The organism is Streptomyces sp. NPDC094143 (assembly GCF_040303825.1).
Taxonomy (GTDB): Bacteria; Actinomycetota; Actinomycetes; order Streptomycetales; family Streptomycetaceae; genus Streptomyces.
In genome coordinates, this window is record NZ_JBEOTZ010000024.1 from 29,780 (window position 1) to 56,523 (window position 26,744).

30 protein-coding genes and 1 pseudogene are annotated in these 26,744 nt (G+C 73.6%); 22 read left to right on the plus strand and 9 right to left on the minus strand.

Annotated elements, in window-relative coordinates; genetic code table 11:
• Positions 1 to 28: 28 nt before the first annotated feature.
• Positions 29 to 982 carry an LLM class F420-dependent oxidoreductase gene (locus ABTZ58_RS27015; protein ID WP_351361761.1) on the minus strand — a complete coding sequence of 318 codons (954 nt, stop codon included), beginning with the start codon at positions 980 to 982 and terminating at the stop codon, positions 29 to 31.
• Positions 983 to 1,153: 171 nt separating this feature from the next.
• Here ABTZ58_RS27015 and ABTZ58_RS27020 point away from each other — a divergent pair, with 171 nt between their 5' ends.
• The 13 genes from ABTZ58_RS27020 to ABTZ58_RS27080 all read left to right on the plus strand — a co-directional run bounded on the left by ABTZ58_RS27020 (position 1,154) and on the right by ABTZ58_RS27080 (position 11,502).
• Positions 1,154 to 3,292, plus strand: coding sequence for an FAD-dependent oxidoreductase (locus tag ABTZ58_RS27020; protein WP_351361764.1), 2,139 nt, complete (start codon positions 1,154 to 1,156; stop codon positions 3,290 to 3,292).
• Positions 3,289 to 5,136: a transketolase gene (locus tag ABTZ58_RS27025; RefSeq protein WP_351361767.1), complete on the plus strand. Its 1,848-nt coding sequence runs from the start codon at positions 3,289 to 3,291 to the stop codon at positions 5,134 to 5,136. The genes ABTZ58_RS27020 and ABTZ58_RS27025 overlap by 4 nt, the downstream gene beginning before the upstream one ends.
• Positions 5,133 to 6,062, plus strand: coding sequence for a non-homologous end-joining DNA ligase (gene ligD / locus ABTZ58_RS27030; protein ID WP_351361770.1), 930 nt, complete (start codon positions 5,133 to 5,135; stop codon positions 6,060 to 6,062). Before ABTZ58_RS27025 ends, ligD begins: the two co-directional genes overlap by 4 nt.
• Positions 6,063 to 6,156: 94 nt before the next feature.
• A complete protein-coding gene (locus tag ABTZ58_RS27035) occupies positions 6,157 to 6,528 on the plus strand; it encodes a gas vesicle protein GvpO (RefSeq protein WP_351361773.1) in 372 nt (123 codons plus the stop codon).
• Positions 6,529 to 6,577: 49 nt separating this feature from the next.
• A complete protein-coding gene (locus tag ABTZ58_RS27040) occupies positions 6,578 to 7,000 on the plus strand; it encodes a gas vesicle structural protein GvpA (protein ID WP_351361776.1) in 423 nt (140 codons plus the stop codon).
• Positions 6,997 to 7,770, plus strand: coding sequence for a GvpL/GvpF family gas vesicle protein (locus ABTZ58_RS27045; protein WP_351361779.1), 774 nt, complete (start codon positions 6,997 to 6,999; stop codon positions 7,768 to 7,770). The genes ABTZ58_RS27040 and ABTZ58_RS27045 overlap by 4 nt, the downstream gene beginning before the upstream one ends.
• A 4-nt stretch (positions 7,771 to 7,774) precedes the next feature.
• Positions 7,775 to 8,038 carry a gas vesicle protein GvpG gene (locus tag ABTZ58_RS27050; protein ID WP_351361782.1) on the plus strand — a complete coding sequence of 88 codons (264 nt, stop codon included), beginning with the start codon at positions 7,775 to 7,777 and terminating at the stop codon, positions 8,036 to 8,038.
• A complete protein-coding gene (locus ABTZ58_RS27055) occupies positions 8,035 to 8,688 on the plus strand; it encodes a DNA primase (protein ID WP_351361785.1) in 654 nt (217 codons plus the stop codon). Before ABTZ58_RS27050 ends, ABTZ58_RS27055 begins: the two co-directional genes overlap by 4 nt.
• Positions 8,685 to 9,890, plus strand: coding sequence for an SRPBCC family protein (locus ABTZ58_RS27060; RefSeq protein WP_351361788.1), 1,206 nt, complete (start codon positions 8,685 to 8,687; stop codon positions 9,888 to 9,890). Before ABTZ58_RS27055 ends, ABTZ58_RS27060 begins: the two co-directional genes overlap by 4 nt.
• Positions 9,887 to 10,225, plus strand: coding sequence for a gas vesicle protein (locus tag ABTZ58_RS27065; protein WP_309094210.1), 339 nt, complete (start codon positions 9,887 to 9,889; stop codon positions 10,223 to 10,225). Before ABTZ58_RS27060 ends, ABTZ58_RS27065 begins: the two co-directional genes overlap by 4 nt.
• Positions 10,222 to 10,977, plus strand: coding sequence for a GvpL/GvpF family gas vesicle protein (locus ABTZ58_RS27070; protein WP_351361791.1), 756 nt, complete (start codon positions 10,222 to 10,224; stop codon positions 10,975 to 10,977). Before ABTZ58_RS27065 ends, ABTZ58_RS27070 begins: the two co-directional genes overlap by 4 nt.
• A 16-nt stretch (positions 10,978 to 10,993) precedes the next feature.
• Entirely contained in the window at positions 10,994 to 11,182 is a 189-nt protein-coding gene (locus ABTZ58_RS27075; RefSeq protein ID WP_003994122.1) for a gas vesicle protein, read from the plus strand.
• Positions 11,179 to 11,502, plus strand: a complete 324-nt coding sequence (locus ABTZ58_RS27080) for a gas vesicle protein K (protein WP_351361794.1) — start codon at positions 11,179 to 11,181, stop codon at positions 11,500 to 11,502. Before ABTZ58_RS27075 ends, ABTZ58_RS27080 begins: the two co-directional genes overlap by 4 nt.
• Before the next feature lie 31 nt (positions 11,503 to 11,533).
• Here the strand turns inward: ABTZ58_RS27080 and ABTZ58_RS27085 are convergent, their stop codons facing one another.
• On the minus strand, positions 11,534 to 12,355 hold the full coding sequence (locus ABTZ58_RS27085; protein ID WP_351361797.1) for a methyltransferase domain-containing protein: 822 nt from the start codon (positions 12,353 to 12,355) through the stop codon (positions 11,534 to 11,536).
• Positions 12,356 to 12,888: 533 nt separating this feature from the next.
• On the opposite strand from ABTZ58_RS27085, the gene ABTZ58_RS27090 reads away from it, so the two are divergent.
• Positions 12,889 to 13,431: an MOSC domain-containing protein gene (locus ABTZ58_RS27090; protein WP_351361800.1), complete on the plus strand. Its 543-nt coding sequence runs from the start codon at positions 12,889 to 12,891 to the stop codon at positions 13,429 to 13,431.
• Positions 13,432 to 13,533: 102 nt separating this feature from the next.
• The gene (locus tag ABTZ58_RS27095; protein WP_351361803.1) at positions 13,534 to 15,153 is read left to right on the plus strand and encodes an ABC-F family ATP-binding cassette domain-containing protein; all 1,620 of its coding nucleotides are present in this window, start codon (positions 13,534 to 13,536) and stop codon (positions 15,151 to 15,153) included.
• A 681-nt stretch (positions 15,154 to 15,834) separates the two neighbouring features.
• Here ABTZ58_RS27095 and ABTZ58_RS27100 read toward each other — a convergent pair.
• Positions 15,835 to 16,935, minus strand: coding sequence for a baeRF2 domain-containing protein (locus ABTZ58_RS27100; RefSeq protein WP_351361806.1), 1,101 nt, complete (start codon positions 16,933 to 16,935; stop codon positions 15,835 to 15,837).
• Positions 16,936 to 16,998: 63 nt separating this feature from the next.
• Between ABTZ58_RS27100 and ABTZ58_RS27105 the strand changes: the two genes are divergently transcribed.
• Positions 16,999 to 17,286 (plus strand): DUF6158 family protein, encoded by a 288-nt coding sequence (locus ABTZ58_RS27105; protein WP_309094203.1) that lies wholly within the window; start codon positions 16,999 to 17,001, stop codon positions 17,284 to 17,286.
• 103 nt (positions 17,287 to 17,389) lie between these two features.
• On the opposite strand, the gene ABTZ58_RS27110 is transcribed toward ABTZ58_RS27105, so the two are convergent.
• From ABTZ58_RS27110 to ABTZ58_RS27120, 3 genes are all read right to left on the minus strand, one after another.
• Complete coding sequence (locus ABTZ58_RS27110) at positions 17,390 to 17,932, minus strand: type 1 glutamine amidotransferase domain-containing protein (RefSeq protein WP_351361810.1); 543 nt, start codon at positions 17,930 to 17,932, stop codon at positions 17,390 to 17,392.
• 62 nt (positions 17,933 to 17,994) lie between these two features.
• Entirely contained in the window at positions 17,995 to 18,429 is a 435-nt protein-coding gene (locus ABTZ58_RS27115; RefSeq protein ID WP_351361813.1) for a CBS domain-containing protein, read from the minus strand.
• 79 nt (positions 18,430 to 18,508) lie between these two features.
• Positions 18,509 to 18,910: a DUF2795 domain-containing protein gene (locus tag ABTZ58_RS27120; protein ID WP_351361816.1), complete on the minus strand. Its 402-nt coding sequence runs from the start codon at positions 18,908 to 18,910 to the stop codon at positions 18,509 to 18,511.
• Positions 18,911 to 19,068: 158 nt separating this feature from the next.
• Between ABTZ58_RS27120 and ABTZ58_RS27125 the strand changes: the two genes are divergently transcribed.
• Entirely contained in the window at positions 19,069 to 19,254 is a 186-nt protein-coding gene (locus ABTZ58_RS27125; protein ID WP_351361819.1) for a hypothetical protein, read from the plus strand.
• Here ABTZ58_RS27125 and ABTZ58_RS27130 read toward each other — a convergent pair.
• Positions 19,208 to 21,001: a thiamine pyrophosphate-requiring protein gene (locus ABTZ58_RS27130; RefSeq protein ID WP_351361822.1), complete on the minus strand. Its 1,794-nt coding sequence runs from the start codon at positions 20,999 to 21,001 to the stop codon at positions 19,208 to 19,210. The genes ABTZ58_RS27125 and ABTZ58_RS27130 overlap by 47 nt on opposite strands.
• A gap of 58 nt (positions 21,002 to 21,059) precedes the next feature.
• Between ABTZ58_RS27130 and ABTZ58_RS27135 the strand changes: the two are divergent.
• From ABTZ58_RS27135 to ABTZ58_RS27150, 4 genes and pseudogenes are all read left to right on the plus strand, one after another.
• Positions 21,060 to 21,236: pseudogene (locus tag ABTZ58_RS27135) on the plus strand (B/F/G family RNA polymerase sigma-70 factor); the annotation flags it as partial.
• 101 nt (positions 21,237 to 21,337) lie between these two features.
• Positions 21,338 to 22,018, plus strand: a complete 681-nt coding sequence (locus ABTZ58_RS27140) for a hypothetical protein (RefSeq protein WP_351361825.1) — start codon at positions 21,338 to 21,340, stop codon at positions 22,016 to 22,018.
• Between the two features lie 327 nt (positions 22,019 to 22,345).
• A complete protein-coding gene (locus ABTZ58_RS27145) occupies positions 22,346 to 23,593 on the plus strand; it encodes an aminotransferase class I/II-fold pyridoxal phosphate-dependent enzyme (RefSeq protein ID WP_351361828.1) in 1,248 nt (415 codons plus the stop codon).
• On the plus strand, positions 23,590 to 24,654 hold the full coding sequence (locus ABTZ58_RS27150) for an MBL fold metallo-hydrolase (RefSeq protein WP_351361831.1): 1,065 nt from the start codon (positions 23,590 to 23,592) through the stop codon (positions 24,652 to 24,654). The genes ABTZ58_RS27145 and ABTZ58_RS27150 overlap by 4 nt, the downstream gene beginning before the upstream one ends.
• Positions 24,655 to 24,738: 84 nt before the next feature.
• Here ABTZ58_RS27150 and ABTZ58_RS27155 read toward each other — a convergent pair whose 3' ends face one another.
• Both ABTZ58_RS27155 and ABTZ58_RS27160 read right to left on the minus strand, forming a co-directional pair.
• Positions 24,739 to 25,353: a DedA family protein gene (locus tag ABTZ58_RS27155; RefSeq protein ID WP_351362016.1), complete on the minus strand. Its 615-nt coding sequence runs from the start codon at positions 25,351 to 25,353 to the stop codon at positions 24,739 to 24,741.
• A 35-nt stretch (positions 25,354 to 25,388) separates the two neighbouring features.
• Positions 25,389 to 26,162, minus strand: coding sequence for an MBL fold metallo-hydrolase (locus ABTZ58_RS27160; protein WP_351361834.1), 774 nt, complete (start codon positions 26,160 to 26,162; stop codon positions 25,389 to 25,391).
• 83 nt (positions 26,163 to 26,245) lie between these two features.
• On the opposite strand from ABTZ58_RS27160, the gene ABTZ58_RS27165 reads away from it, so the two are divergent.
• Entirely contained in the window at positions 26,246 to 26,647 is a 402-nt protein-coding gene (locus tag ABTZ58_RS27165; protein ID WP_351361837.1) for a hypothetical protein, read from the plus strand.
• Positions 26,648 to 26,744 lie beyond the last annotated feature (97 nt).

Here is a 26,744-nt window from a genome sequence, read left to right on the forward strand (position 1 = left end):
CGGTCCTGCTCCGCCTCCGGTTTTCCGCTCACTGCAGCTGCGGCAGCACCTTCGTGCGGTAGAAGTCGAAGAAGCCGCGCATGTCCGGGCCGATCTGGTTGACGTAGACCCGGTCGAAGCCCGCGTCGGCGAACCGCTTCAGCTCCGCCACGTGCTCGTCCACGTCGTCGCCGCACACCCGGTTCTCGCGCACCATGTCCTCGGTGACCAGCTGCTGCGCCTGCTCGAAGTGCTTGGGCGAGGGCAGCACCTGGCCCAGCTCGCCGGGCAGCTGCTCGTTCGCCCAGAGCCGGTGGACGGTGCGCACGGCCTCCTCCTTGTCGGTGCCGTAGCAGACCTTGGTGCCGCCGCTGACCAGCTTGCCGCCGCCCCCGCCCTTGCGGTACTGCTCCACCATCGCCTCGTCGGGCATGACCGTGATGTAGCCGTCGCCGACGCGGGAGGCGAGCGCCGTCGCCGCCGGGCCGAAGCCGGAGATGTCGATCGGGATCGGCTCGTCCGGGACCGTGTACAGGCGGGCGTTCTCGACCGTGTAGTGCGGGCCGTGGTGGTTGACCTCCTCGCCCGTGAACAGGCGGCGCATCACCTGGATGGCCTCCTCCAGCATGTCGAGGCGGACATGCGCCGGCGGCCAGTGGTCGCCCAGGATGTGCTCGTTGAGGGCCTCGCCGGAGCCGACGCCGAGCCGGAAGCGGTTGTTCGTCATCACGGCGCTGGTCGCCGCGGCCTGCGCCACCACCGCCGGGTGCATGCGCACGGTCGGGCACGTCACCGCCGTCTCGATCGGCAGGGACACCGCCTCGGACAGCGCGCCGATCACCGACCACACGAACGGGCTCTGGCCCTGCTCGTCGTTCCACGGGTGGTAGTGGTCGGAGATCCACAGCGCCTGGAAACCGGCCTGTTCGGCCATTCGCGCCTGCTCGACCAGCTCCGCGGGTCCGTACTGCTCGCACGAGAGGAAGTAACCGTACTCGGGCATGGGGGAGTGCCTCCGCGACGTCGGCGGTCCGTATCCCGCACCGGGTACCCGGGCGCGCGGCCGGAAACCGGCGCATCCGGGCGGGCCGCCCCCGGCGGACGTTTGGGTGCCCTGGCCAGGGGGACGCGGAAGTCTCCCGAGGTACGCGACAGCGCCGGAGGCGAGTCAGCCGTGAGTCGACCCCGCATCCTGATCGTCGGTGCCGGCTTCGCCGGTTACCGCACGGCTCGCACCCTGTCCCGCATCACCCGGGGCCGGGCCCAGATCACCCTGCTGAACCCGACCGACTACTTCCTCTATCTGCCCCTGCTGCCCCAGGTGGCCGCCGGCATTCTGGAGCCGCGCCGGGTCACGGTCTCCCTGTCCGACACGCTGCCGAACGTACGGCTGGTGCTGGGCGAGGCCGACCGGATCGACCTGGACGAGCGCGCCCTGCACTACACGGGCCCCGAGGGCGAGGAGGGCACCCTCGCCTACGACCGGCTGGTGCTCGCCGCGGGCAGCGTCAACAAGCTGCTGCCGATCCCCGGCGTCGCCGAGCACGCGCACGGTTTCCGCGGACTGCCCGAGGCGCTGTACCTGCGCGACCACGTCACCCGGCAGGTGGACCTCGCGGCCGCCGCCGACGACCCCGAGACGTGCGCCGCGCGCTGCACCTTCGTCGTGGTCGGGGCGGGATACACCGGCACCGAGGTCGCCGCGCACGGGCAGATGTTCACCGACGCGCAGGTCCGCAGGCACCCGCTGCGGCGGGGCATACGGCCGCGCTGGATCCTGCTGGACGTGGCGCCGCGGGTGCTGCCCGAAATGGACGAGAAGCTGTCGGCCACGGCCGACCGGGTGCTGCGGCAGCGGGGCGTGGACGTGCGGATGGGCACCTCCGTCAGGGAGGCCACGCACGACGGGGTGGTGCTGACCGACGGCGAGTTCGTCGAGACGCGGACCCTGGTGTGGTGCGTGGGCGTACGGCCCGACCCGCTGGTCGAGTCCCTCGGGCTGCCGATGGAGAAGGGGCGGCTGCTCGTCGACCCGCACCTTCAGGTGCCGGGGCGGCCGGAGGTGTTCTCGTGCGGTGACGTGGCCGCCGTGCCCGACCTGGAGAAGCCGGGCGCCTGCACACCGATGACGGCGCAGCACGCCTGGCGGCAGGGCAAGGTCGCCGCCGAGAACGTCGCCTCGTCGCTGGGCCTCGGCGGGATGAACAAGCCGTACCGCCACCGCGACCTGGGCTTCGTCGTCGACCTGGGCGGAGTGAAGGCCGCCGCCAATCCGCTCGGCGTGACCCTCTCCGGCGTACCGGCGGGTGTGGTGACGCGGGGCTACCACCTCGCCGCCATGCCCGGCAACCGCGTGCGGGTCGCCGCGGACTGGCTGCTCGACGCCGTACTGCCGCGCCAGGCCGTGCAGTTGGGGCTCGTACGGTCCTGGTCCGTGCCGCTGGACACGTCGTCGCCGGAGGTCGCCCGGGTGCCGGGCGGGCCCGGTCGGCGGCAGGAGACGGGCGCGCGGTCGGGGCCGGGGGCGGCGATCGAGGCCGACACGCAGGACGGGGGAACCGGCACGGGCTCCGACGGGGCCGGTGACGAGCCCGCGAAGGGGCGGCCCGGCTCCGGCCCGGCCGGTCCGCGGCCGGGGTCCGGCCCCGCCGCCGTGCTGCGCGGCACCGAGTCGGAGACGGCGAAGGGCCGCCCGGAGGACGGAGCGACCGGCGACAGCGCCGGATCCGGGTCCGCGGTCCTGCGCCGCACCGAGTCGGAGACGGCGAAGGGCCGCCCGAGTCAAGACGCGACCGGGGACGGACCCGGCGGTGACCCGGTGGGGACACGCCTGGGCGATGAGCCGGGCCAGGGGCAGCCCGGCGGTGAGCCCGCGCGGAACCAGCCGGGGGGTGAGCCTTCCCGGAATCAGCCGGGCGGTGAGCCCGCGAGGAATCAGCCGGGCGGTGAGCCCGCGAGGAACCAGCCCGGCGGGGAATCCGCGAGGAACCAGCCCGGCGGGGAGCCCGCGAGGAACCAGCCCGGCGGGGAGCCCGCGAAGAACCAGCCCGGCGGGGAGCCCGCGAAGAACCAGCCCGGCGGGGAGCCCGCGAGGAACCAGCCCGGCGGGGAATCCGCGAGGAACCAGCCCGGCGGGGAATCCGCCGGGTCGGAGCCCCGTGAGGAGTCCGCCGCGCCGCGGCCCGGGGCCTCTGCGCGGGACGGGTCCTCACCGCAGCCGCCGGCCGGCCAGCCGCCCCCGGGACCCGGCACCTCCCCCGGCCCCGTCAAGCGAAACGACGCCCCGGACGACTCCGCGAAAGGAGACTCATGAACACCGGTGAACTCACCGACCTCGGACAGCAGCTGCGCGTGGACAGTGTCCGTGCCGCCGCGGCGGCGGGCTCCGGGCACCCGACGTCCTCGATGTCCGCCGCGGACCTGCTGGCCGTCCTGTTCGCCCATCACTTCCGCTACGACTTCGACCGCCCGGCCCACCCGGGCAACGACCGCTTCGTGCTGTCCAAGGGCCACGCCTCACCGCTGATGTACGCCGCGTACAAGGCGGCCGGCGCCATCGACGACGAGGAACTGCTCACCTTCCGCAAGCTGGGCAGCCGCCTCGAAGGACACCCCACCCCGCAGCGCCTGCCCTGGGTCGAGACGGCCACCGGCTCGCTCGGGCAGGGCCTGCCCGTCGGCGTCGGCATCGCACTGGCCGGCAAGCGCCTGGACCGCACCGACTACCGCACCTGGGTGCTGTGCGGCGACAGCGAACTGGCCGAGGGATCCGTGTGGGAGGCCGCCGAGCACGCCGGCCACGAGCACCTGGACAACCTGACCGTGATCGTCGACGTCAACCGGCTCGGCCAGCGCGGCCCGACCAGGCACGGCCACGACCTGGACGCCTACGCCCGCCGCTTCCAGGCCTTCGGCTGGCACACGATCGAGGTCGACGGCCACGACGTGGACGCCGTCGACCGCGCCTACGGCGAGGCCGCCTCCACCAAGGGCCAGCCCACCGCGATCCTCGCCCGCACCCTCAAGGGCAAGGGCGTCGAGGCCGTCCAGGACCGCGAGGGCCTGCACGGCAAGCCGCTGCCCGACGCCGACGAGGCGATCGCGGAGCTCGGCGGCCCGCGCGACCTGCGCATCCGGGTGCAGGAGCCGCCCGCCACCCGCATGCTGCACTCCGTCCACACCGGGGACATCGAGCTCCCGCGCTGGGACCGGGGCGAGGAGGTCGCCACCCGCAACGCCTTCGGCGAGGCGCTCGCCGCGCTCGGCACCGGCCGCGGCGACATCGTCGCCCTGGACGGCGAGGTCGGCGATTCCACCCGCGCCGAGGCCTTCGCCAAGGAGCACCCGGACCGCTACTTCGAGTGCTACATCGCCGAGCAGCAACTGGTCGCCTCGGCGGTCGGGCTCGCCTCCCGCGGCTGGGTGCCGTACGCGGCCACCTTCGCGGCCTTCCTGACGCGGGCGTACGACTTCATCCGGATGGCCTCGGTCAGCGGCGCGAGCATCAACCTCGTCGGCTCGCACGCGGGTGTCGCCATCGGCCAGGACGGGCCCAGCCAGATGGGTCTGGAGGACCTGGCGATGATGCGGGCGGTGCACGGCTCGACCGTGCTCTACCCGTGCGACGCCAACCAGACCGCCCGGCTCGTCGGCGCCATGGCCGGCCTGGAGGGCATCCGCTACCTGCGCACCTCCCGCGGTGGGAGCCCGGTGATCTACGGCCCGGACGAGGAGTTCCCCGTCGGCGGCAGCAAGGTGCTGCGCTCCTCCGGCGAGGACCGGCTGACGCTGGTCGCCGCCGGCGTCACCGTGCACGAGGCGCTGGCCGCCGCCGACGCGCTGGAGGAGCAGGGCATCCGGGCTCGGGTGATCGACCTGTACTCGGTCAAGCCCGTGGACCGCGCCACCCTGCGCCGGGCGGCCGAGGAGACCGGCTGCCTGGTGACCGTCGAGGACCACCACCCGGAGGGCGGCATCGGCGACGCCGTCCTCGACGCGTTCACCGACGGCCGCCCCGTGCCACGCCTGGTCCGGCTCGCCGTACGGACCATGCCCGGCTCGGCGTCCCCGGACGAGCAGCTGCACGCCGCCGGCATCGACGCGGAGTCCATCGCGGCCGCCGGACGGCTGCTGGTCGAGGAGGCGGTCGTGCGGTGAGCGGCGGTGAGGGCACGCGCAGGGTGCGGGCGGGCCGCCGCACGGTGGAGCTGCACCGGCCGGACAAGGTGCTCTTCCCCGGCGGCGGCGACGCCAAGGAGTACACCAAGGGCGACCTGGTGGACTACCACCGGGCCGTCGCGCCCTTCATGCTGCCGCACCTGCGCGGTCGGCCCCTGATGCTGGAACGGCACCCGGACGGCATCGACGGACCGCGGTTCATGCAGAAGAACACCCCGGAGCACTACCCGGAGTGGATCAGGCGCGTCGAGCTGGCCAAGGAGGGCGGCACCGTCCACCACGCCGTGTGCGACGACACCGCCACCCTGCTCTACCTGGCCGACCAGGCGAGCATCACCCTGCACCGCTGGCTGTCGCGCGCCGATCGCCCGGACCACCCCGACCGGATGGTCTTCGACCTGGACCCCGCAGGGGACGACTTCGAGGCCGTGCGGGAGGCCGCCGGGCTGCTCGGTGAGCTGCTCGACGAGCTGAAGCTGCCGTCCGCGCTGATGACCACCGGCTCCCGCGGGCTGCACGTGATCGTGCCGCTGAACGGCCGGCACGACTTCGGCGAGGTGCGCGCCTTCGCCCGGGACGTCGCCGACACCCTGGCCGACGCCCACCCCGGCCGGCTCACCACCGCCGCCCGCAAGAAGGAGCGCGGCGAGCGGCTGTACCTCGACATCCAGCGCAACGCCTACGCGCAGACCGCCGTCGCGCCCTTCACCGTCCGGCCCCGGCCGGGCGCACCCGTGGCCGTCCCGATCACCTGGGAGCAACTGGACGACCCGGAGCTGAACGCCCGCCGCTGGACCGTCGCCGACGCGGTCGAACAGGCACGCACCAACCCCTGGTCGGGCCTGCTGGAGCGGGGCCGGGCGCTGGGGCCGGCCCGGCGGCGGCTGAACGCCCTGCGCGGCTGAGCCCGCCCTGCAGCGGAGGCGGACGGGTGGCAGATGCATGCGCCCGGAGAGGTTTGGCGAACACGCTTGCGGCCACACGGAGGGGGAGGTGGCCATGTCGAACACAAAAAATTCGCAGGACTCACAGAGTTCACAGAAGTCACAGGACTCTCAGGACTCGCGTACGTCGAACGGCAACGAGACGGCCCGGAAGCGGCCGAACCCCATGGAGGTGCTGCGTCAGGCACGCGGCCAGCTCGCGGAACTGACCGGCATGGAAGCCGAGTCCGTGTCCTCCTTCGAGCAGACGGAGGACGGCTGGGCGCTGGAGGTCGAGGTCCTCGAACTCGAGCGTGTGCCCGACACGATGAGCCTGATGGCGAGCTACCAGGTGGAGCTCGACAGCGACGGGCAGCTCACGGGCTACCGGCGGGTCCGCCGCTACGAACGCGGTCGTTCCGACGCGCGCAGGTCCGGCGGCCGCTAGGCCGCCCGACCGGACAACCCGTACCCACAGACGAGGAGGAACACCCGGCATGACTGTCGTACCGGCACAGCAGACCGGAGGCGGAGGCGGCAGCAGCGGTCTCTATGACGTGCTCGAACTTGTTCTGGACAGGGGCCTCGTGATCGACGCCTTCGTTCGGGTCTCCCTGGTCGGCATCGAGATCCTCAAGATCGACGTCCGCGTCGTCGTCGCCAGCGTCGACACCTACCTGCGCTTCGCCGAGGCGTGCAACCGGCTCGACCTGGAGGCCGGGCCGCGCAAGGACCCCGGCCTGCCCGACCTGGTCGGGGAGATGACCGAGTCCGGTGCACGCGGCAAGTCCAAGGGCGCGCTGTCCGGCGCCGCCGAGACCATCTCCGACGCCTTCAAGCAGGCGCGGAGTGACAGTGAGACCGAATCGCGACCGCGTGCCCGCAAGACGGCGGCCCGCCGTAAGGAGGAGCAGGAGTGAGCACCTACGTCTACGGCATCGCGGCGAGTTCGCACCCCGCGCTTCCGGAGGGCATGGGCGGCGTCGGCGACCCGCCCCGCCCGGTGCGCATCCTGCGCGAGGGCGACCTGGCCGCCGTCGTCAGCGAGGCGCCCGAGGGGCTGCGGCCCAAGCGCAAGGATCTGCTCGCCCACCAGAACGTGCTCAGCGAGGCCGGCGCGGCCGGCTGCGTGCTGCCCATGCGGTTCGGCAGCGTCGCCCCGGACGACAACTCCATCACGGCGGTGCTCGCCGAGCGCGCCGAGCACTACAAGGAGCGGCTGCAGGCCCTGGACAACCGGGTCGAGTACAACGTCAAGGCCAACCACGTCGAAGAGGCCGTCCTGCACCAGGTGATGGCCGAGAGCCCCGACATCCGGGGTCTCGCCGAGGCCAACCGGCAGGCGGGCGGCGGCAGTTACGACGACAAGATCCGCCTCGGCGAGATGGTCGCGGCCGCGGTCAAGGCCAAGGAGTCCGAGGACGGCGCCGCCCTGCAGCGCGCGCTGGAGGGGGTCGCCGACGATGTCAGCGTGGGCCCCGAGTCCACCGGCTGGCTGGCCAACGTGTCGTACCTGGTGGACCGGGAGTCGGCCGAGTCCTTCCTGGCCGCGGTCGAGCAGGTGCGCAAGGACATGCCACACCTGGAGGTGCGGGTCAACGGCCCGCTGCCGCCGTACAGCTTCGTCGAGCCCGGCCCGGCCGAGCCGGCGGGCACCGCCGCGGGTGGCACGGACACCGGAGCGGGGTGACGACGTGGGTCTGATCTCTGAGGTGCTGCTGCTGCCGTTCGCACCGGTGCGCGGCAGCGCCTGGGCCATCAAGCAGGTCGTCCAGGAGGCCGAGCGGATCTACTACGACCCCGCGACGATCCGGGCCGAACTGGCCCGTCTGGAGGAGCAGCTGGAGGCCGGGGAGATCACGGAGGAGGAGTTCGACCGACAGGAGGACGAACTCCTCGACCGGCTGGAGACCGCTTCGCGCGGAGGCGCGGGAACAGGTAACGGGACGACACGATGAACCGAATGGGACTGGGTCTCGCCATAGGGGCCGGATACCTCCTGGGCCGGACCAAGAAGCTGAAGATGGCGGTGGCCGTCGGCGGTCTGGTCGCCGGGAAGAAGCTGAACCTGAGCCCGCGCATGGTCGCCGAGCTGCTCCAGGAACAGCTGCGGAACAACCCGCAGTTCAAGGAGATCGGGGACCAGCTGCGCGAGGACCTGCGCGGGGTCGGCAAGGCCGCCTCCGGCGCCCTGGTCGAGCGCCAGATCGACGCGCTCGCCGACCGGCTGCACGGCCGCACCGCCCAGGTGCGCGACCAGCTGTCGGGCGCGGTGCCGGGCCGGAGCAAGGACGACGAGGACGACGAGGACGACGAGGCCGAGTACGCCGACGACGAGGAGCCCGAGGGCGAGGAGCCGGAGGGCTCCGGTTCCGAGGAGGACGAGGAGCCCGAGGACTCCGGTTCCGAGGAGGACGAGGAGCCGGCGGCGGAGAAGTCCTCCGCCAGTAAGGCTCCGGCGAAGAAGGTCGCGAAGAAGGCCTCCGCCAGCAAGGCCCCCGCGAAGAAGGCGGCGGCACGGAAGACCTCGGCCGCGAAGAAGACGGCCACGGGGAACCGGGGCGGCGGCAGCCGCTCCCGGCAGCCGAAGGGAGGCGGTGAGGAATGACCGACACCGTCGGATCGGCGAAGTCCGCCGCGAACGGAGCGTCGAAGAACCCGCTCGCCGGCATGGCCCACAGCGAGGCCGCGGACCGGCTCAAGGCGGAGGTGCAGGAGTACCTCGCCGCGCAGGCCACACGCATGCTGACCGGCGTGGGCCGCAAGCTAGGCGAGACCACCGGCAAGCTGAACGACATCGCCGAGGGCAGCAGCCCCGGCCTCGGCAAGCTCGCCCTGTCCGGCGGGCGCAAGCTCGCCGAGGGCAAGGGGCCGGTACGCGCCGCGCTGGAGACCGGTGGCTCGCACCTCAAGGACAAGGTCACCGGCGCCTTCAAGAACCTGGGCGGCGGCAAGAAGGGCAAGGGCCGCTCCGGAAACAAGCCCACCGTCATCATCGAGCACATCGACGTGGGTGTGCCGCTGCGCACCGCCTACGATCAGTGGACGCAGTACCAGGACTTCAGCACCTTCGCCAAGGGCGTCAAGAGCGCGAGCCGCGACGACGACACCCACTCCGACTGGCAGGCGAAGATCTGGTGGTCCAACCGGAGCTGGAAGGCGACGACGACCGAGCAGATCCCCGACGACCGGATCGCCTGGACGTCGGAGGGCGCCAAGGGCACCACGAAGGGCGTCGTCTCCTTCCACCGGCTCACCGACAACCTGACCCGCGTCCTGCTCGTCATCGAGTACTACCCGTCCGGCTTCTTCGAGAAGACCGGCAACATCTGGCGCGCCCAGGGCCGCCGCGCCCGGCTCGACCTGAAGAACTTCGTTCGCTTCATCACCATCAAGGGCGAGGCGGAGGACGGCTGGCGCGGCGAGATCCGCGACGGCGAGGTCGTCACCAGTCACGAGGACGCCCTCGCCGAGGAAGAGTCGGAGTCGGAGTCGGAGGAGGGCTCGGAGCAGGAGCCCCGCGACGAGGACCAGGAGAACGAGGACCAGGAGGACGAGGAGCCGGAGGGCGAGGAGCCCGAGGGCGAGTACGAGGACGAGGAAGAGGAAGAGGAAGAGGAGGACGGGGAGCCGGAGGGCGCGAACGAAGCCGAGGACGAGGCCGAGGACGAGGCCGAGTACGACGAGGCCGAGCCCGCGGACGAGGAGGAGCCCGAGGCGGAGTACGACGAGGATGAGGAGGACGACGAGGAGGCCGAGGAGGCCGAGGAGGCCCAGGACCAGGATGTCGAGGCGGGGAGCCGGCGATGACGACGCCCAGCAGGATGCCCGAACCCTACGGCCAGGGGAGCGGCGCGAACCTCGCCGACATCCTTGAACGTGTGCTCGACAAGGGCATCGTGATCGCGGGCGACATCCGCATCAACCTGCTCGACATCGAACTCCTCACGATCAAACTGCGGCTGATCGTGGCCTCCGTCGACAAGGCGAAGGAGATGGGCATCGACTGGTGGGAGACCGACCCGGCTCTCAGCTCGCGGGCCCGCCGCGACGAACTGGCCCGTGAGAACGCCGAGTTGCGCGAGAGGCTGGCCCGGCTGGAGGAACTGGAGCCCGGCCGCGCGGAGAAGAAGGAGGCACCGTGACCGGACTGCGGTACGTCTACGCCGTCTGCCGCCCCTTCAGTACCCCGCTCCAGGCCCAGTTGACAGGGGTGGCGGGCGATCCGCCCCGCGCACTGACTCACCGCGGCCTGGTGGCCGTGGTGAGTCACGTACCGGAGCAGGACTTCGCCGAGGAGCCGCTCCGGGCCCATCTGGAGGACCTGGACTGGCTGACCGCTACCGCCCGCGCCCACCAGGGCGTGATCGACGCGCTCACCACCGTCACGACCCCGCTGCCGCTGCGGCTCGGCACCGTCTTCGTGGACGACAGCGGTGTCCGGACGATGATGGAGGCCCGCGAGGAGGACTTCCGGCGCACCCTCGACCGGCTGGAGGGCCGTGTCGAGTGGGGCGTCAAGGTCTACGCCGAGTCCGAACCGCAGGAGAGCGCCCGGCCCGCGCAGAAGCCCGCCTCGGGCCGGGACTACCTGCGCCGGCGGCGCATGCAGACCAGGTCGCACGAGGAGATGTGGCAGAAGGCCGAGGCGTTCTCGACCAGCCTGCACGAGAGGCTCTCCGCGTTCGCGGAGGACTCCCGGCTGCATCCGCCGCAGAACCCGGCGCTCTCCAAGGTGTCCGGACGGAACGTGCTGAACGCCGCCTACCTCGTACCGCGGGCGCGCTCCGAGGAGTTCGTGGAAATGGTCGACCGCACGAAGGACGAAGCCCCCGGGATGCGCGTCGAACTCACCGGCCCCTGGGCCGCCTATTCGTTCGCCGGGGAGGGCGCATGAGTGACGGGGAGAAGCCGTGACCGTAGTGGAACGCCGTGAGGTGGCCCTCGTGGACCTGCTGGACCGGTTGCTGGCCGGCGGTGTCGTCATCACGGGGGACATCACGCTGCGGATCGCCGACGTCGACCTCGTCCGCATCGACCTCAACGCGCTGATCAGTTCGGTGAACGCCCAGGTGCCCTCACCGTTCGAGGAGTTGCTGTGACCTCCCCCGAGCCCTCGCGGGAACCCGGTGAACCCGGCCGCCCGCCGCGCAAGCGGCTGGATCTGGAGCCCGACACCGTCGAGCGCGACCTCGTCAAACTCGTGCTGACGGTGGTCGAGCTGCTGCGCCAGCTGATGGAGCGCCAGGCGTTGCGACGGTTCGACGTGGGGGACCTGAGCGAGGACCAGGAGGAGCGGATCGGCCTCACGCTCATGCTGCTGGAGGAGCGGATGGCGGAGCTGCGCGACCGCTACGGACTGCGGCCGGAGGACCTCAATCTGGACCTCGGGCCGCTCGGACCGCTGCTGCCCCGGGACTGACCCCGGTCGGTCCCGGGGGCGGGGACCCGGGTCAGGCGTCCTTCCGGCAGAGGATCTCCCCGTGCAGCACGCTGAACCAGCCGTCCTCCCGGGCGCCCCATTCCCGCCAGGCCCCGCTCACCTCCCGCAGCTCCGCCGCGCTGGCGTGTCCGCCCTCCACGGCCCGGCCGGCGTACGCCGACGCCAGCGTGCGATCGGCCCACAGGCCGCTCCACCAGGCCCGTTCCCCGGGAGTGGCGAAGGTCCAGGTGCCGGAACCGGCCGTGACGTCCGTGAACCCGGCCCGCAGCGCCCACGCCCGCAGCCGGCGCCCCGCGTCCGGCTCCCCGCCGTTGGCACGGGCCACCCGGCGGTACAGGTCGAGCCAGGCGTCGAGCCCCTCGGAGGCCGGGAACCAGGTCATCGCCTCGTAGTCGGCGTCCCGCACGGCGACGAGCCCCCCGGGCCGGGTGACGCGCTTCATCTCCCGCAGCGCTCGCACCGGGTCGCCGACGTGCTGGAGCACCTGGTGGGCGTGGACCACGCAGAAGGTGTCGTCCGGGTAGTCCAGGGCGTGCACGTCGGCGACCGCGAAGTCGGTGTTGGCCAGCCCCCGTCCCGCCGCCGTGGCGCGCGCCTGCGCCAGGATCTCCGGCGCGCGGTCGACCCCGGTGACATGCCCGTCTGGCACGAGTTCCGCCAGGTCGGCCGTGATGGTGCCTGGCCCGCAGCCGACGTCCAGGACCCTCATGTGCGGCTTGAGCGAAGGCAGCAGATAAGCGGCCGAGTTGGCGGCGGTCCGCCAGGTGTGCGAGCGCAGCACCGATTCATGGTGCCCGTGCGTGTAGACGGCGGTCTCCCGAGGTTCCGGCATGGCGGACCCCACCCCTTCCGTTGCGGTCGGCAGGGGACCTACCGTACGCAGTGGTACCGAATAATGAGACCTCCGTCTCGCGATACGGACTGACGTGACATCGCTTGCCGCTGGGGACTCCAGGGCGAGCCCGGCCGCGGGGCGGTGGACCGGGCGCGGGCCGAGCGCCTGCAGGATGAGGGAGGCCAGGACCGTCGAGGCCAGGCCCCGGGTCGCCGCCGGGCGGGCGCGGGGCGTGCGGCTCGCCGCCAGCGCGGCCGCCGCCGCCCACCACACCACGCCGTGGACCGCGCCGCCACCCGGACCCGGCGGCACGGGGGGCACGCCCCGCCCACGCCGGGCCGCGACGGCCCGGTGGCGGCGGGCGTCCAGGGCGAGAGCGCGGTCGCGCGAGGGATGCCGCCCGGGCTTAGTGGCGGTGAGGTCCGGGTCGGGGGTCGTCATGACGGGCGGGTGCCCGGCAGGAGCCGGCGCACCGCCGCCGGGGTTAGGGTCGGAGTCCGGCATCGCTACTTCGGAGGGGGACCGGGGCCATGAGCGGGCGTGTCACGGCGGTCAGCAGCAACGGGGAGTACTCGTTCACCAAGCCGAACCGGGACAGCATCACGCTGCTCGCCGGCCTGGGGGTGGAGGGGGACGTGCACGCCGGTGTGACGGTCAGGCACCGCTCGCGGGTCGCGCAGGATCCCACGCAGCCGAATCTGCGCCAGGTGCACCTCATCCACGAGGAACTCCTCGCCGAGGTCCGCGAGGCGGGGTTCGAGGTGGCGCCCGGGGGACTGGGCGAGAACATCACCACACGGGGCATCGACCTGCTCGGCCTGCCGGCCGGCACGCTGCTGCACATCGGCGACTCCGCCGTCGTGGAGGTCACCGGGCTGCGCAATCCCTGCCTTCAGATCGACCGCTTCCGGGCGGGGCTGCTCAAGCGGGTCGTCGGCCGGGACGCGGCGGGCAACGTCGTGCGCAAGGCCGGGATCATGAGCGTGGTGCGGGAGGGCGGTGTGGTGCGCCCGGGCGACCTGATCAGGACGGAACTCCCGGCGCAGCCGCACCGGCCGCTGCGGAAGGTCTGACCGCGCGCCAGGTGCCCGGGGTGGCGGGCGGGCGCGACCTCCGCCGGCCTCCGCCGGAAATGCGTTTGCCCGCCCCGGCCCCGGGCGCACAGAATCGCCGCCATGGGTCACCTCGAAGCCGCGCACCTGGAGTACTACCTGCCCGACGGAAGGGCACTGCTGGGTGACGTGTCGTTCCGGGTGGGGGAGGGCGCAGTCGTCGCCCTCGTCGGGCCCAACGGCGCCGGGAAGACGACCCTGCTGCGTCTGCTCGCCGGGGAGATCAGACCGCACGGCGGGTCCGTCACCGTCGGCGGCGGCCTCGGCGTCATGCGGCAGTTCGTCGGCTCCGTACGCGACGAGACAACCGTGCGCGACCTGCTCGTCTCCGTGGCCACCCCGCGCATCCGCGAGGCGGCCCGCTCCGTCGACGCCGCCGAGCACGCCCTCATGACCGTCGACGACGAGGCCGCCCAGCTGGCGTACGCCCAGGCCCTCGCCGACTGGGCCGAGGCCCGCGGGTACGAGGCCGAGACGCTGTGGGACATGTGCACCACCGCCGCGCTCGGCATCCCCTACGACAAGGCACAGTGGCGTCAGGTCCGCACCCTGTCCGGCGGCGAGCAGAAGCGGCTCGTCCTGGAGGCCCTGCTGCGCGGCACCGACGAGGTCCTCCTCCTCGACGAGCCGGACAACTACCTCGACGTGCCGGGCAAGCGGTGGCTGGAGGAACGCCTCGCCGAGACCCGCAAGACCGTCCTGTTCGTCTCCCACGACCGCGAGCTCCTCGCCCGCGCCGCCCAGCGCATCGTCTCCCTGGAACCCGGCCCGGCCGGCGCGGACGCCTGGGTGCACGGGGGCGGCTTCGCCACCTTCCACGACGCCCGGCGCGAGCGCTTCGCCCGCTTCGAGGAACTGCGCAGGCGGTGGGACGAGAAGCACGCCCAGCTGAAGAAGCTCGTGCTGAACCTGCGTCAGGCGGCCGCGGTCAGCCACGAGATGTCGTCCCGGTACCAGGCGGCCCAGACCCGCCTGCGCAAGTTCGAGGAGGCCGGCCCGCCGCCGGAGCCGCCGCGCGAGCAGGACATCAGGATGCGGATCAAGGGCGGCCGCACCGGCGTCCGGGCCGTCACCTGCCAGAAGCTGGAGCTCACGGGCCTGATGAAGCCCTTCGACCTGGAGGTCTTCTACGGCGAGCGCGTCGCCGTCCTCGGCTCCAACGGCTCCGGCAAGTCCCACTTCCTGCGCCTGCTCGCCGGCGACGACGTGGCCCACACGGGGCAGTGGAAACTGGGCGCCCGGGTCGTGCCCGGCCACTTCGCGCAGACGCACGCGCACCCGGAGCTGGAGGGCCGCACGCTGCTGGACGTGCTGTGGAAGGAGCACGCGCAGGACCGCGGCGCCGCGATGTCCCGGCTGCGCCGCTACGAGCTGACTCACCAGGCCGAGCAGACGTTCGACCGGCTGTCCGGCGGGCAGCAGGCCCGTTTCCAGATCCTCCTGCTGGAGCTGCAAGGCGTGACGGCCCTGCTGCTCGACGAGCCGACCGACAACCTGGACCTGGAGTCGGCCGAGGCGCTCCAGGAGGGCCTGGAGGCCTTCGAGGGGACGGTCCTCGCGGTGACCCACGACCGCTGGTTCGCCCGCTCCTTCGACCGCTACCTGGTCTTCGGCAGCGACGGCCGCGTCCGCGAGACCCCGGAACCGGTGTGGGACGAACGCAGGGTGGAACGAGCCCGCTAGGCCTGGCCTGGCCTGGGCAGGGGCCGGCCGCCTCCGCACTCCGCCGGACTCCGGCCCGGCGCAGAGGCAGGCTCCTGCGGGGGGTGTGGCTCCGCGCGGGCCGTGGCCCAGCGGCCCCGGGATACAGCTCCGCGCCGGTCGTGGCCCGGCGTCGGGGTGCGGTCTCACGCCGGGGCAGGGCCGCGTCCGGGGCAGGGCCGCGTTCGGGGGGCGCCGCGCGCCGGAATCCGGCTCCGCGCCGGTCGTGGCCCGGCGTCGGGGTGCGGTCTCATGCCGGGGCCGGGCCGCGTTCGGGGTGCGCCGCGCGCCGGGATCCGGCTCCGCGGCGGTCGTGGCCCGGCGTCGGGGTGCGGTCTCAGGCCGGGGCAGGGCCGCGTTCGGGGTGCGCCGCGCGCCGGGATCCGGCTCCGCGGCGGTCGTGGCCCGGCGTCGGGCTGCGGTCTCATGCCGGGGCCGGACCACGTCCGGGATTCGGCTCCCGTACAGGCCCGGCCATGCACCGGATGTGACACTGCGCGCGCCGGATCGTGGCTGCGCAGCCAGAGCCCGGTCGCGCGCCGGGGTGCGCCGCGCGCCGGGATCCGGCTCCACAGCGGTGCCGGCCCGCGCCGGTGCGGCCCCGGCCGGAGGCCTGGCCGCACACAGCGGCCCGGCCCTACGCGGAGGGCCTGGCCGCTGTGGTCACTTCCAGCGCAGCAGCGCTCCCAGGCCGCCCGTGGGCACCTCCTGCGTGGAGACCGACAGGGCGTTCGCGTCCGTGGCCACCGCCGAGCGGATCAACGCGTCGTCCGCCCGGGCCGGCCACGAGTGCTGCTCGCCGAGGACCTTCAGGTCGGTCCGCCGTACGGCGACCTGGTCGGGGTCCTCGCCGATCCAGACCTCGCGGTGCGCGTCGGGCCCGTCGAGCCTGATCAGCAGTTCGTCGATGCGGTGCTCGCGCGCCGCTTCGATCAGCGCCGGAACGCCCTCGACGGCCCCGGCCCGGCCCTCGTCGTCCGGCGTGCGGGCGGCGCGGAACCGTTCCAGCTCCGCCTCGGCCCGCCGCGCCACGTGCTCGGCACGGGCTCGCTCCACGTCGTCGTCCAGGAGCCGGCTGCCGGTGCCGTGCGGCGCCTCCACCACGAGTTCGTGCAGCCGCCTGGGCAGCCGCTCGTGCACGGACCGCCGCTCACGGTCGTCGCCGACGAGGATCAGCAGATCGGCCTCCGTCTCCTCCTGGCACACGGCGAGCGCGTCGGCGACCTCCGCGGCGTTGTGCTCCCAGGTGTTCTCCACCCGCAGCTGGAAATGCCGCTCGGACCAGTCCACGGAGCTCGTCCGGTGCACCGGCCACTGCCGCCCGGTCACGCCCCCGGCGTCCTCCCGGCCCAGCGCACTGCGCAGCTCGAAGTCCGCGCCCTTGCGGTCGACGTAGGCGACGACGCACACCGGGTCCTCGCCGGCCAGCTCCAGCAACGGCGTGACGCGGGGCAGCGGCGCCCATTCGGCCCAGTCGCCGCCCCGCGGCGGACGGACCAGCGGTGGGTCGAGGACCACCTCGCCGGCCCGGGCGAACAGGGCCCGGCCGTGTGGCTCGGACGAGTGCCGCAGATCCTCGATCGCGCTCTGCACGGCCCGGCAGGTCGCCTCGTCCGCGCCCTGCGCGGCGAGCTGCCGGGCCATCGCCTGGGCCGTGAGGTGGCGCTCGTGGGAGGTGTCCTCCGTGTGCCGGGAGGTGCCGACGTACACCGAGGCCCAAGGGCCGGGGTGTTCGTACAGTGGGTGCAGGAAAGCGAGATCCATGGCTCCTCCGGATGCCGCTCGGGGGCAGTGCTCAGCTGCTCCCGGGGCGGGTACCCGGACCGCATGAACGAACACGACGAGCGGGGCGACACGATGACCGGAGTGGACCCTGACCGGCTGGACGACCAGCAGCTCATGAAGGAGCTGGAGACCATCCACCGCACGCGCCACGACACACTGCTGTACGGCTCGAACGACGCGCTGCGGGCCCACAACGAGCGTATGGCGCAGCTGGAGGGCGAGTACCTGCGCCGCAACCCGAACCGCCCGGTGGCCGCCGGCCGCACGCGCGAAGGGGCCCGGGAGCGCGGGAGCGGGGAGTCGGCGACTCCCACGACACCCGGCACCTGAGCCCCGCACGGCACCGCACACGACACACGGAGCCGCCCCACGCCGCCGAGGCGTGGGGCGGCTCCGTACTCCGTGACGTCCGCGCCCGGCGCAGCCGCCGCCGTCAGGCGGCCTCGCGGGCGAAGACGTCGAGGAACGTCTCGCAGAACACCTTCAGATCGTCCGGCTTGCGGCTGGTGACCAGCTTGTTCGCTCCGTGGTCGCAGACCTTCACCTGCTCGTCGACCCAGGTGCCGCCCGCGTTGCGGATGTCCGTCCGCAGGCTCGGCCACGAGGTCAGTACCCGGCCGCGCACGACGTCCGCCTCGACCAGCGTCCACGGCGCGTGGCAGATCGCCGCGACGGGGCGGCCCTGCTCGAAGAAGTCCCGCACGAAGGCGACGGCCTCGCCGTCCATGCGCAGGAAGTCCGGGTTGGCCACGCCGCCCGGCAGCACCAGCGCGCCGAACGAACCGGGCGACACCTCGCCCACGACCTCGTCGACCGGGAAGGTGTCCGCCTTGTCGAGGTGGTTGAACGCCTGGATCTCCCCCTCCTTCGTCGACACCAGCACGGGCTCGTGACCGGCGTCCTTCGCCGCCTGCCACGGATCGGTCAGCTCGACCTGCTCGACGCCCTCGGGTGCGACCAGAAACGCGATACGCATGGTGTTCGACGTCCTTTCCTGTTGCTGTGTCTGCTGCTTCGGCTCCGCTGCCCGGATCCGGGCTAGGTGTCGCCGCGGGCGTCCGGCTCGGCGCGGCTGATGTCCGCCAGCGCCGACCCGGGGTCCTCGGCCTCGGCCACGTCGCCGAGGCTGACGATGCCGACCGGCAGCCCGTTCTCCACCACCGGCAGCCGGCGCACCGCGTGCTCGCGCATCAGCGCCACCGCCGTCGTCACCCTGTCGTCCGGCGTCACGGTGACCGGGTTCTTGGTGCACACGGCCCGGGCGCTCACCGTCATCGGGTCGGCGCCGTCGGCGACGGCCCGCACCGCGATGTCACGGTCGGTGAGCACCCCGATCACGTCCTGCCCGTCGGCCACCACCACATCGCCGATGTTCTGCGTGCGCATCAGCTGCGCCGCCTCGACGAGCGAGGCGTCCGGGCGCACGGCGACCACACCCGGAGTCATCACGTCCTTCACCAACTCGGCCTTCACCGGTGTCTCCGTCCGTTGCCGGCCGACGGGGGCACCGCGGCGCACCCTCCGGCGCGGCCGCGGTGCCCTCGCGCGGCCCCTACGCGTACTCCTCCGGGCCGGTCTCCCGGGCCCGGACCAGGGCTTGGGCCAGCTCCTGGACATTGCCGTAGCGCTCCTGGCGCGGCAGCCGCTCCAGTGCCTCGGCGAGCGCGTCGGGCGCCTGACGGCCGCGCAACTCGCGGGCCAGCTCGCGCGCACTCGCGGGGAACGCCCTGCGGCCCAGGATCCGGGCCAGGTCCAGCCGCACCGACTCCAGGGACGACGGCCCGCGGCTCGGCGTCACCGGACCGTACGCGACGTCGGGGTCGTCCTCGGCGGCCGGCTCCGGGTCGTGCCACTCCTCACTGCGCGTGGGGTGCCCGGACCTGAGCAGACCCTGCAGTTCGTGCTTCATCTCGTCGTCCCGGTGGACGCTCAGCCGGTCGCTGCCTCGCTGCATGTCTCCCTCCAGACCTTCGGGGGTCCGCACCGCGTACCCGAACACCGGGAGCCGACACGGGTCCGGCGGCCCCGGATCCGCGGAGCGCCCCGGTTTGCGCCACCGGCTGCGGGAGACCCGGACCGCACCCCCCACACCTCCCTGGGGAAGGACACGTCATGGCGTTGCTCGCTGTGCTCATTCCGCTGCTGATGCTCGGGGTGGTGCTGAGCCTGGGCCGATACGAGGAACTGCTGCTGCCACAGGGCGACACCGGCCGGCGCGAACCGGCCGGCGCTGCCCCCGCCACCGCGGCCGCTACTTCTTCTCCCGCCCCGGCAGGAACTCCTGCACCTTCGCCCTGAAGCCGCGCCTGACCACCGGTCCCCGGTCCGCGTCACCCTTCAGCAGCGACGCGGCGGTCGCCTCCATCTGGTCCCAGGTGGCGTGCGGCGGGACCGGTGGGACGGCCGGGTCGGTCAGGAACTCGACCACCGCGGGACCGTCCGCCTCCAGCGCGGCGCGCCAGGCCGCCTCGACGTCCTGCGGCTTCTCCACCCGGATGCCGGTCAGTCCCAGCGACCGCGCGAACGCCGCGTACTGCACGTCCGGCAGCTCCTGCGACGGCAGGAACGAGGGCGCGCCCCCCATGGCCCGCAGCTCCCAGGTGACCTGGTTCAGATCGCGGTTGTTCCACACCCCGATCACCAGCCGCGGATCGTCCCACAGGTGGCGGTACTTCGCCGCGGTGATCAGCTCCGCCATGCCGTTCATCTGCATCGCACCGTCCCCGACCAGCGCGATCGCCGGCCGGTCCGGATGCGCGAACTTCGCACCGATCACGTACGGCACCGCGCAGCCCATCGTCGCCAGCGTGCCGGAGAGCGAGCCGCGCATGTCCGCCCGCATGGTCAGGTGCCGCGCGTACCAGTTCGCCGTCGAGCCCGAGTCGGAGGTGACGATCGCGTTGTCCGGCAGCAGCGGGTCCAGCGCCCGGGCCACGTGCTCCGGGTTGACCGGATCCGCCTCCAGCGCGGCCCGGCGCTCCATGACGTCACGCCAGTGCGTCACGTTGTCGCACACCGTGTCGTACCACTCGCGGCCGCGGCCCCCCTCGATCAGCGGGATCAGCCGCTCCAGGGTCACCTTGGCGTCGCCGACCACGTTGACCTCGTACGGGTAGCGCATCCCGATCATGTGCGGGTCGATGTCGATCTGCACACCCCGCGCCTTGCCGAACTCCGGCAGGAACTGGGAGTAGGGGAACGACGAGCCGATCGTCAGCAGCGTGTCGCAGTCCCGCATCAGCTCGTACGACGGGCGCGTGCCCAGCAGGCCGATCGAGCCGGTGACGTAGGGCAGTCCGTCGCTGATGACGTCCTTGCCGAGCAGCGCCTTGGCGACGCCCGCGCCGAGCAGTTCGGCGATCCGCTCCACCTCGGCCCGCGCGCCGGCCGCGCCCTGGCCGACCAGGATCGCCACCTTGTCACCGGAGTTGAGGATCTCGGCCGCCCGCCGCACCGAGTCGTCGGACGGAACCGCCGTCCACCCACTGCGGTCCAGGCTGGAGGGCACCATCTTGAACTCGTGCGACGGCGGCTCGTAGTCGAGGTCCTGCACATCGCCGGGGATGATGACCGCGGTCGGGCAGCGCCGAGCGTACGCGGTGCGGATCGCCCGGTCCAGCACGTTCGGCAGCTGCTCGGGCACCGTCACCGTCTCCACGAAGTCCGAGGCGACGTCCTTGAACAGCGTGTGCAGGTCCACCTCCTGCTGGTAGGAGCCGCCCATCGCGGTGCGGTGCGTCTGCCCGACGATCGCCAGCACCGGCACATGGTCCAGCTTGGCGTCGTACAGGCCGTTCAGCAGATGGATCGCGCCCGGCCCCGACGTCGCGGCGCACACCCCGAGACGGCCGCTGAACTTGGCGTAGCCGACGGCCTGCAGCGCCGACATCTCCTCGTGCCGCGACTGCACGAACCGCGGCTCGTTCTCGGCCCGGCCCCACGCCGCGAGCAGGCCGTTGATGCCGTCACCCGGGTAGCCGAAGACGTGCTCCACTCCCCACTCGCGCAGCCTGCGCAGGACGTGGTCGGAGACCTTGCTGCTCATGTACGACCTCCCGGACGCGTGACGACACCGCCGGCCGTACGAGTCACCCCGCGCGACGGCGGAAAACGCGCACGTCCCGAGCGAGGAGGACGTCCGCGCCGGTCTGGAGGCGCTGGAGAGCTTCACGGCGCTGTCCCTGGACGCGGGGTTGCCCGGCAGCGAGGACGGGTACTCGCTGAGCGACGCGCCGGGCTCCACGGACCCGGCCCAGGGCACGGCGTTCACCCGGTCGGCGGGTGCCGTCCCGCTAATGGGGGTCGGCGGCGCGCGGCGCCGCGCCGGGCTCGCTGTGATGGCGGCAGGGCCTTCCCGCCGTCGCCCGAAGGAGCTCGCTCCATGCGCCGCACCCTCCACGCACTGTCCGTCGCCGCCCTGGCCGGTCCGGCCCTGGCGGGCTTCGTACCGGCCGCGTCCGCCGAACCCGCCGCCGAGGTCGCTCCCGCCACCGTCCGGCCCGGGGGCACGCTCACGATCTCGGTCACCTGCGATCCGGACGGGGGACCCCCGCCCGAGAGCATCGACGCCACCTCACAGGCCTTCGACGAGGGCACGGTGGCGCTCCACAAGGTCAGCGGCAACGACGACGAGCTGTCCGGCCCCGCGTACCGCGGGACGGCCCTCATCGCCTCCGCCGAGAACTTCGAGGGCGATCCGGACGCCCTCGGCGAGGACTCCGCGTGGACCGTCGACGGCACCTGCCCGGCCGCACCCGGCGGGGAGGGCAGGCAATGGAGCGCGACCTTCACGGTGGCTCACGGAACCGGTCCGCACCCACCGTCCCACCGGCCCACCCACAAGCCCACGCACCACCACCCCTGTCCCGGACCGTCGCACCACCGCGAACCCCACCCCACCGCGTGCGGCGAAGCGCCCGTCCAGCGCGGTGTGCGGGCCGGTGACGGCGGCGCCTTCACCGACTCCGTGCCGGCCCTGGTCGCCGGCGGGCTGCTGATCGCGGGCGCGTGCGGGGCCGCCGTACACCGCCTGCGCAACCGGGGGAGCGGCACACACCACTGACGACCCGCGCACACCACTGACCACCCGCGCACACCACTGACCACCCGCGCACACCACTGACCACCCACGCCCGGCGCATACCACCGCGCCCCCGGCGCGCACCACCGGCCTCCGGCGTGCACCACTGACTCGCGAGCCCCCCGCTTCCCCGGCCCCGCCCCGCTCATGCTGTGACCGTCACGACCCCGGCGGGGCTCATGCGGCGGCCGTCCCGTGGGTACTCAACGGCCGAGGGCACGAGCCGCACCGTACGGACCACCGGGCAGCGGACGGCGCAGGCGCCGAAGGCGACCCGACACGGCGGCACGAGTCACTGCGGAGGTACGGATGCGGCGGACGGACCCGGAAGGCCACGGCCCGGTCCGGTTCGGGCCGCCGATCCCCGAGGACGGCCTGCCCGTGCTGCCGGAACTGTCCGCCGTGCTGGCGGCGGCGGCCTCCCGCGGCGGCCACGAGCCGGTCGGCGGCGGCCCCGCCCTCCGCGAGGCCGCCTGTGGCTACTGGGACCGGCGCGGACTGCACTGCGACCCCGGCCGCGTCGCCGCCGCCCCCGGCGCGCCCGCCCTGCTCCTCGCCCTGACCGCGGCCCTCGGCGGCGACGTTCTCGTGCCGAGACCCTGCGCCGCCTGGTGGGGGCCGTACGCACGCCTGCTGGGGCGCCCCGCCTTCCATGTGCCGACCCCGCCGGAGAGCGGCGGCGTCCCCGACCCGTACGCCCTGCTGGAGACCGTGCGCCGGGTCCGCGCCGAGGGCGGCGACCCGCGGCTGCTGGTGCTGTCCGTCGCCGACGACCCCACGGCCACCGTGGCCCCGCCCGAGCTGCTGCACGAGACCGTCGAGGCCGCCCAGGGAGAGGGCCTGCACCTGGTCAGCGACGAGACCTGGCGCGACACCCTGCACGAACCGCGCGACACCGTGCTGCTCAGCCCCGCCGAGATGCTGCCCGACCGGGTCGTCGTCGTCTCGGACCTGGCCGGCGCCCTCCTCCCGCCCGGCTGGCCGGCCGCCGTCGCCCGCTTCCCGGCCGGCGACGAAGCCGACGGCCTGCACGCGCGGGTGCTCGACGTGCTCACGGCCCTCGACGGGCGGGTCGCCGCCCCGGTCGCCGCGGCCGCCGGGTACGCCCTCGCCGAACCCGGACCGATCACCGAGCGCGTGACCGCCGCCGTGCGACTGCACGCACGCCTGGCCGCCGCCGCGCACGACGCCGTGGTCTCCGCCGGCGCCCTCGCCCGGCCCCCGCGGTCCGGCCGCCACCTGTACGCCGACCTCGGCCCGCTGCGCCCCGCCCTGGCCGCGCACGGCGTCGGGGACGCGCAGGAACTGGAGGACTTCCTCAGCGCCCGGCTCGGCATGCCCGCGCCGGGCGGCCACCGTTTCGGCGACGGCCTCGAAGCCCCGCGCGTGCGGCTCTCCACCGGCGCACTGATGGGCGGCTCCGACACCGAACGCGCGGAATGCCTCACCTCACCCACGCCGTTGGAACTGCCGCACGTGCAACGCGCGTTGATCCATCTGAAGTCGGTCTTCGACGATCTCCGCGACGACGCTCAGCGAGGGGAGCCTGCGCGATGACGCAGCAGTCCGAGTCGACCACCAGCACGGCCACCGGCCCGGCCACCCGGGACACCGGCCCCGCGGCCCTCCCGTCCCCCGTGGCGGCCCCGTACCCGCCGCTGGCCCAACCCCGGCCGCTGGCCGAGCGCCGGGTGTGGCCGCGCACCTTCCACGACCGGCTGACCGCCCCGCTGCCCGGCCTGAAGGCCATGGCCCGCTTCGCCCGCGAAGGCGCCGTGAGACCCGGCCCCGAGGGCCTGGCCGACATCCCCCGCCTGCCCTACGCCCCCGCCCCGCTGCCCCGCGTCGACGCCCGCACGGTCGCGGTCACCTGGGCGGGACACGCCAGCTGGATCCTGAGGATCGGCGGGCTCACGGTCCTCACCGACCCGGTCTGGTCCCGCCGCATCCTCGGCACCCCGGCCCGCATCACGCCCGTCGGCGTCCCCTGGGAGGACCTGCCGCGCGTCGACGCCGTCGTCATCAGCCACAACCACTACGACCACCTGGACGCCCCCACCCTGCGCCGGCTCCCGCGCGACACCCCCGTGTTCGTCCCGGCCGGGCTCGCCGGCTGGTTCCACCGCCGCCGCTTCACCCGCGTCACCGAGCTCGACTGGTGGGAGGCGGCCGAACTGAACGGCGTCCGCTTCGACTTCGTCCCGTCCCACCACTGGTCCAAGCGCACCCTCACCGACACCTGCCACAGCCTCTGGGGCGGCTGGGTGCTCACCGACCAGGACGGCCAACGCGTCTACTTCGCGGGCGACACGGGGTACGGACACTGGTTCTCCCGCATCGGCCGCCGCTACCCCGGCATCGACCTGGCGCTGCTGCCCATCGGTGCCTACGACCCCCGCTGGTGGCTCAGCGACGTCCACTGCGACCCCGAGGAAGCGGTCCGGGCGGCCCAGGACCTGGGAGCGACCAGGATGGCCCCCATGCACTGGGCCACGTTCGTGCTGTCGGCCGAGCCGGTCCTGGAACCCCTCACGCGCGTGCGGGCGGCCTGGGAGAAGACGGGTCTGCCCCGCGAGAACCTGTGGGACATGCCGGTGGGCGCCTCGAAGGTGCTGTAGGGAAACGCCCTCGACGGGGCGCGGGGAGCCGCGCGAGCGACCACCGGCCACCCGCGCCCCGGGCACGACCACACCCCCACGGCGTCACCGCACCCGCCGCACCACACTCGGCACCACGCTGATCAGCAAGGTCAGCCCGATCGCCGCCACGACACCCTCCCACGGCTCGTCGAACAACGACCCGCCGAGAATCCCGATCAGCTGGTACGTCACGGCCCAGGCCAGACACGCCGGGAAGTTCCCCCGGGAGAACCGCCGCAGCGGCCACTTCGCCAGCAGACACGCCAGCATCACCGGAATCCGCCCGGCCGGCACCAGCCGGGACAGCACCAGCACGGCGACCCCGTGCGAGGCCAGCTTCGCCTGCGCCTGCGCCAGCCGGTCCTCCGGCGCCCGCGCCCGCAGCGCCTCCAGCCAGCGCGAGCCGTTCTTCGACGTCAGCCCGCGCCGCCCCAGCCAGTACAGCGCCGCGTCCCCGAGGAACGCCGCCAGCGACGCCGTCACGAACACCATCGCCAGCGAGAACGGCGCCGTCTGGTGCACCGCGACCACCGCGGCCGAACTCACCAGCGCTCCCGTCGGGATCACCGGCACCAGCGCCCCGAGCAGCACCAGCACGAAGAGCGTCGGGTACCCGATCGCCTGCTGCGTCGCCTCCGGTATCACGGACGCCGGCGTGACGGCCGGCACCGCGAGCAGGGGCAGCCCGGCCACAGCCGCGGGCGCGGACCACGTCACAGAGCCGCCTCCAGCCGCACACTCTCGCCGTGCAGCAGCCGGTGCACCGCCGCCTCGGGCGCGTACCGGGCGGCCAGCCGGACGAACTCGTCCCCCGGCGCGTGGAACTCGTGGGGGCGCACGGCGTCCATCCCGATCGGCCAGTACGTGCCGTAGTGCACCGGCACCGCGCTGCGCGCCCCGAGGCGCGCCAGTGCCTGTGCCGCCCGGCCCGCGTCCAGATGCCCCTCGCCCAGGTACGGCCCCCAGCCGCCCACCGGCAGCAGCGCCGCCTCGACCGGCCCGACCTCCTTGGCCATCTCGTCGAAGAGCCCGGTGTCCCCGGCGAAGTAGGTGCGGGCCTCGCCGGATATGACGTAGCCGAGGGCGGGGGAGCGGTGCGGCCCGAGCGGCAGCCGCCGCCCGTCGTGCCGCGCCGGCACGGCCCGTACGACGACGTCCCCGACCCGCGTCTCGTCGCCGGGCGCCACCTCGGCGACCCGCAGGTGGGTGAGCCGGCGCAGCGCGGGCACCGCCCGGCGCGCGCCCCGGGGCGCGAGCAGGCGCGTGCCCGGCGCGAGCCGCATCAGCGACGGCACGTGCAGGTGGTCGGCGTGCAGATGCGACACCAGAGCGATGTCGGCGCGGTGGGCGTCGGAGGGCGGCAGGGCCCCGCGCCGGCGGCGCAGGTGCGCGAGCCGGCGCGCGAACAACGGGTCGGTGAGCACGCGCACGTTCGAGTCCTCGACGGTGCAAGTGGCGTGACCCCACCAGGTGATCTCCACCGGCACTTCTTTGCCTCCTTCGCGCGACTCCCCGAAGCCTACGTGCAGGAGTAGGGTCGGCGGCGAAACCGGAGGTGAGGGGGGACGCCATGGGGCCGGTGCGGGTCACGGCGATCGCGAGTCTGACGCCGCTGGAGGAGCTGGACCAGGACCCGTTCCTGGTCGACTCCCGCAGCCAGCACGCGATGTGCGCCCGCTGGGCCGCCGAGCGGGGCTACACCGTCAGCCGCGAGTTGCTGGTGCGCGGGCTGCGGCCCGACCACGACGCCCTGTGGGACGGCGTCCGGCCCGGCCTCGACCTGTTCGTGGCACCCAGCCGGCGGGTCCTGGAGAGCGCGCTCGCCTCCGTCGAGGAGTTCACCGCGGAGTGCGCGCGGCGCGGCGTGCGGGTCGAGACGGTGGGCCACGCGGAACCGGCGTACGACGCGGCGATGAAGGCGTGTGTGCACCGCCGGCTGTCGATGCCGACGGCCGGGTACGACGGCCGCTGAAGTCCCCGGCGAGGGGTGGGAACCGGGGACGAACGAGCCCTCCCGGGCGTTGTGACAGGGTGGGGGAAAGCCCGTGGACGCGGCGGGCCGGGACGTG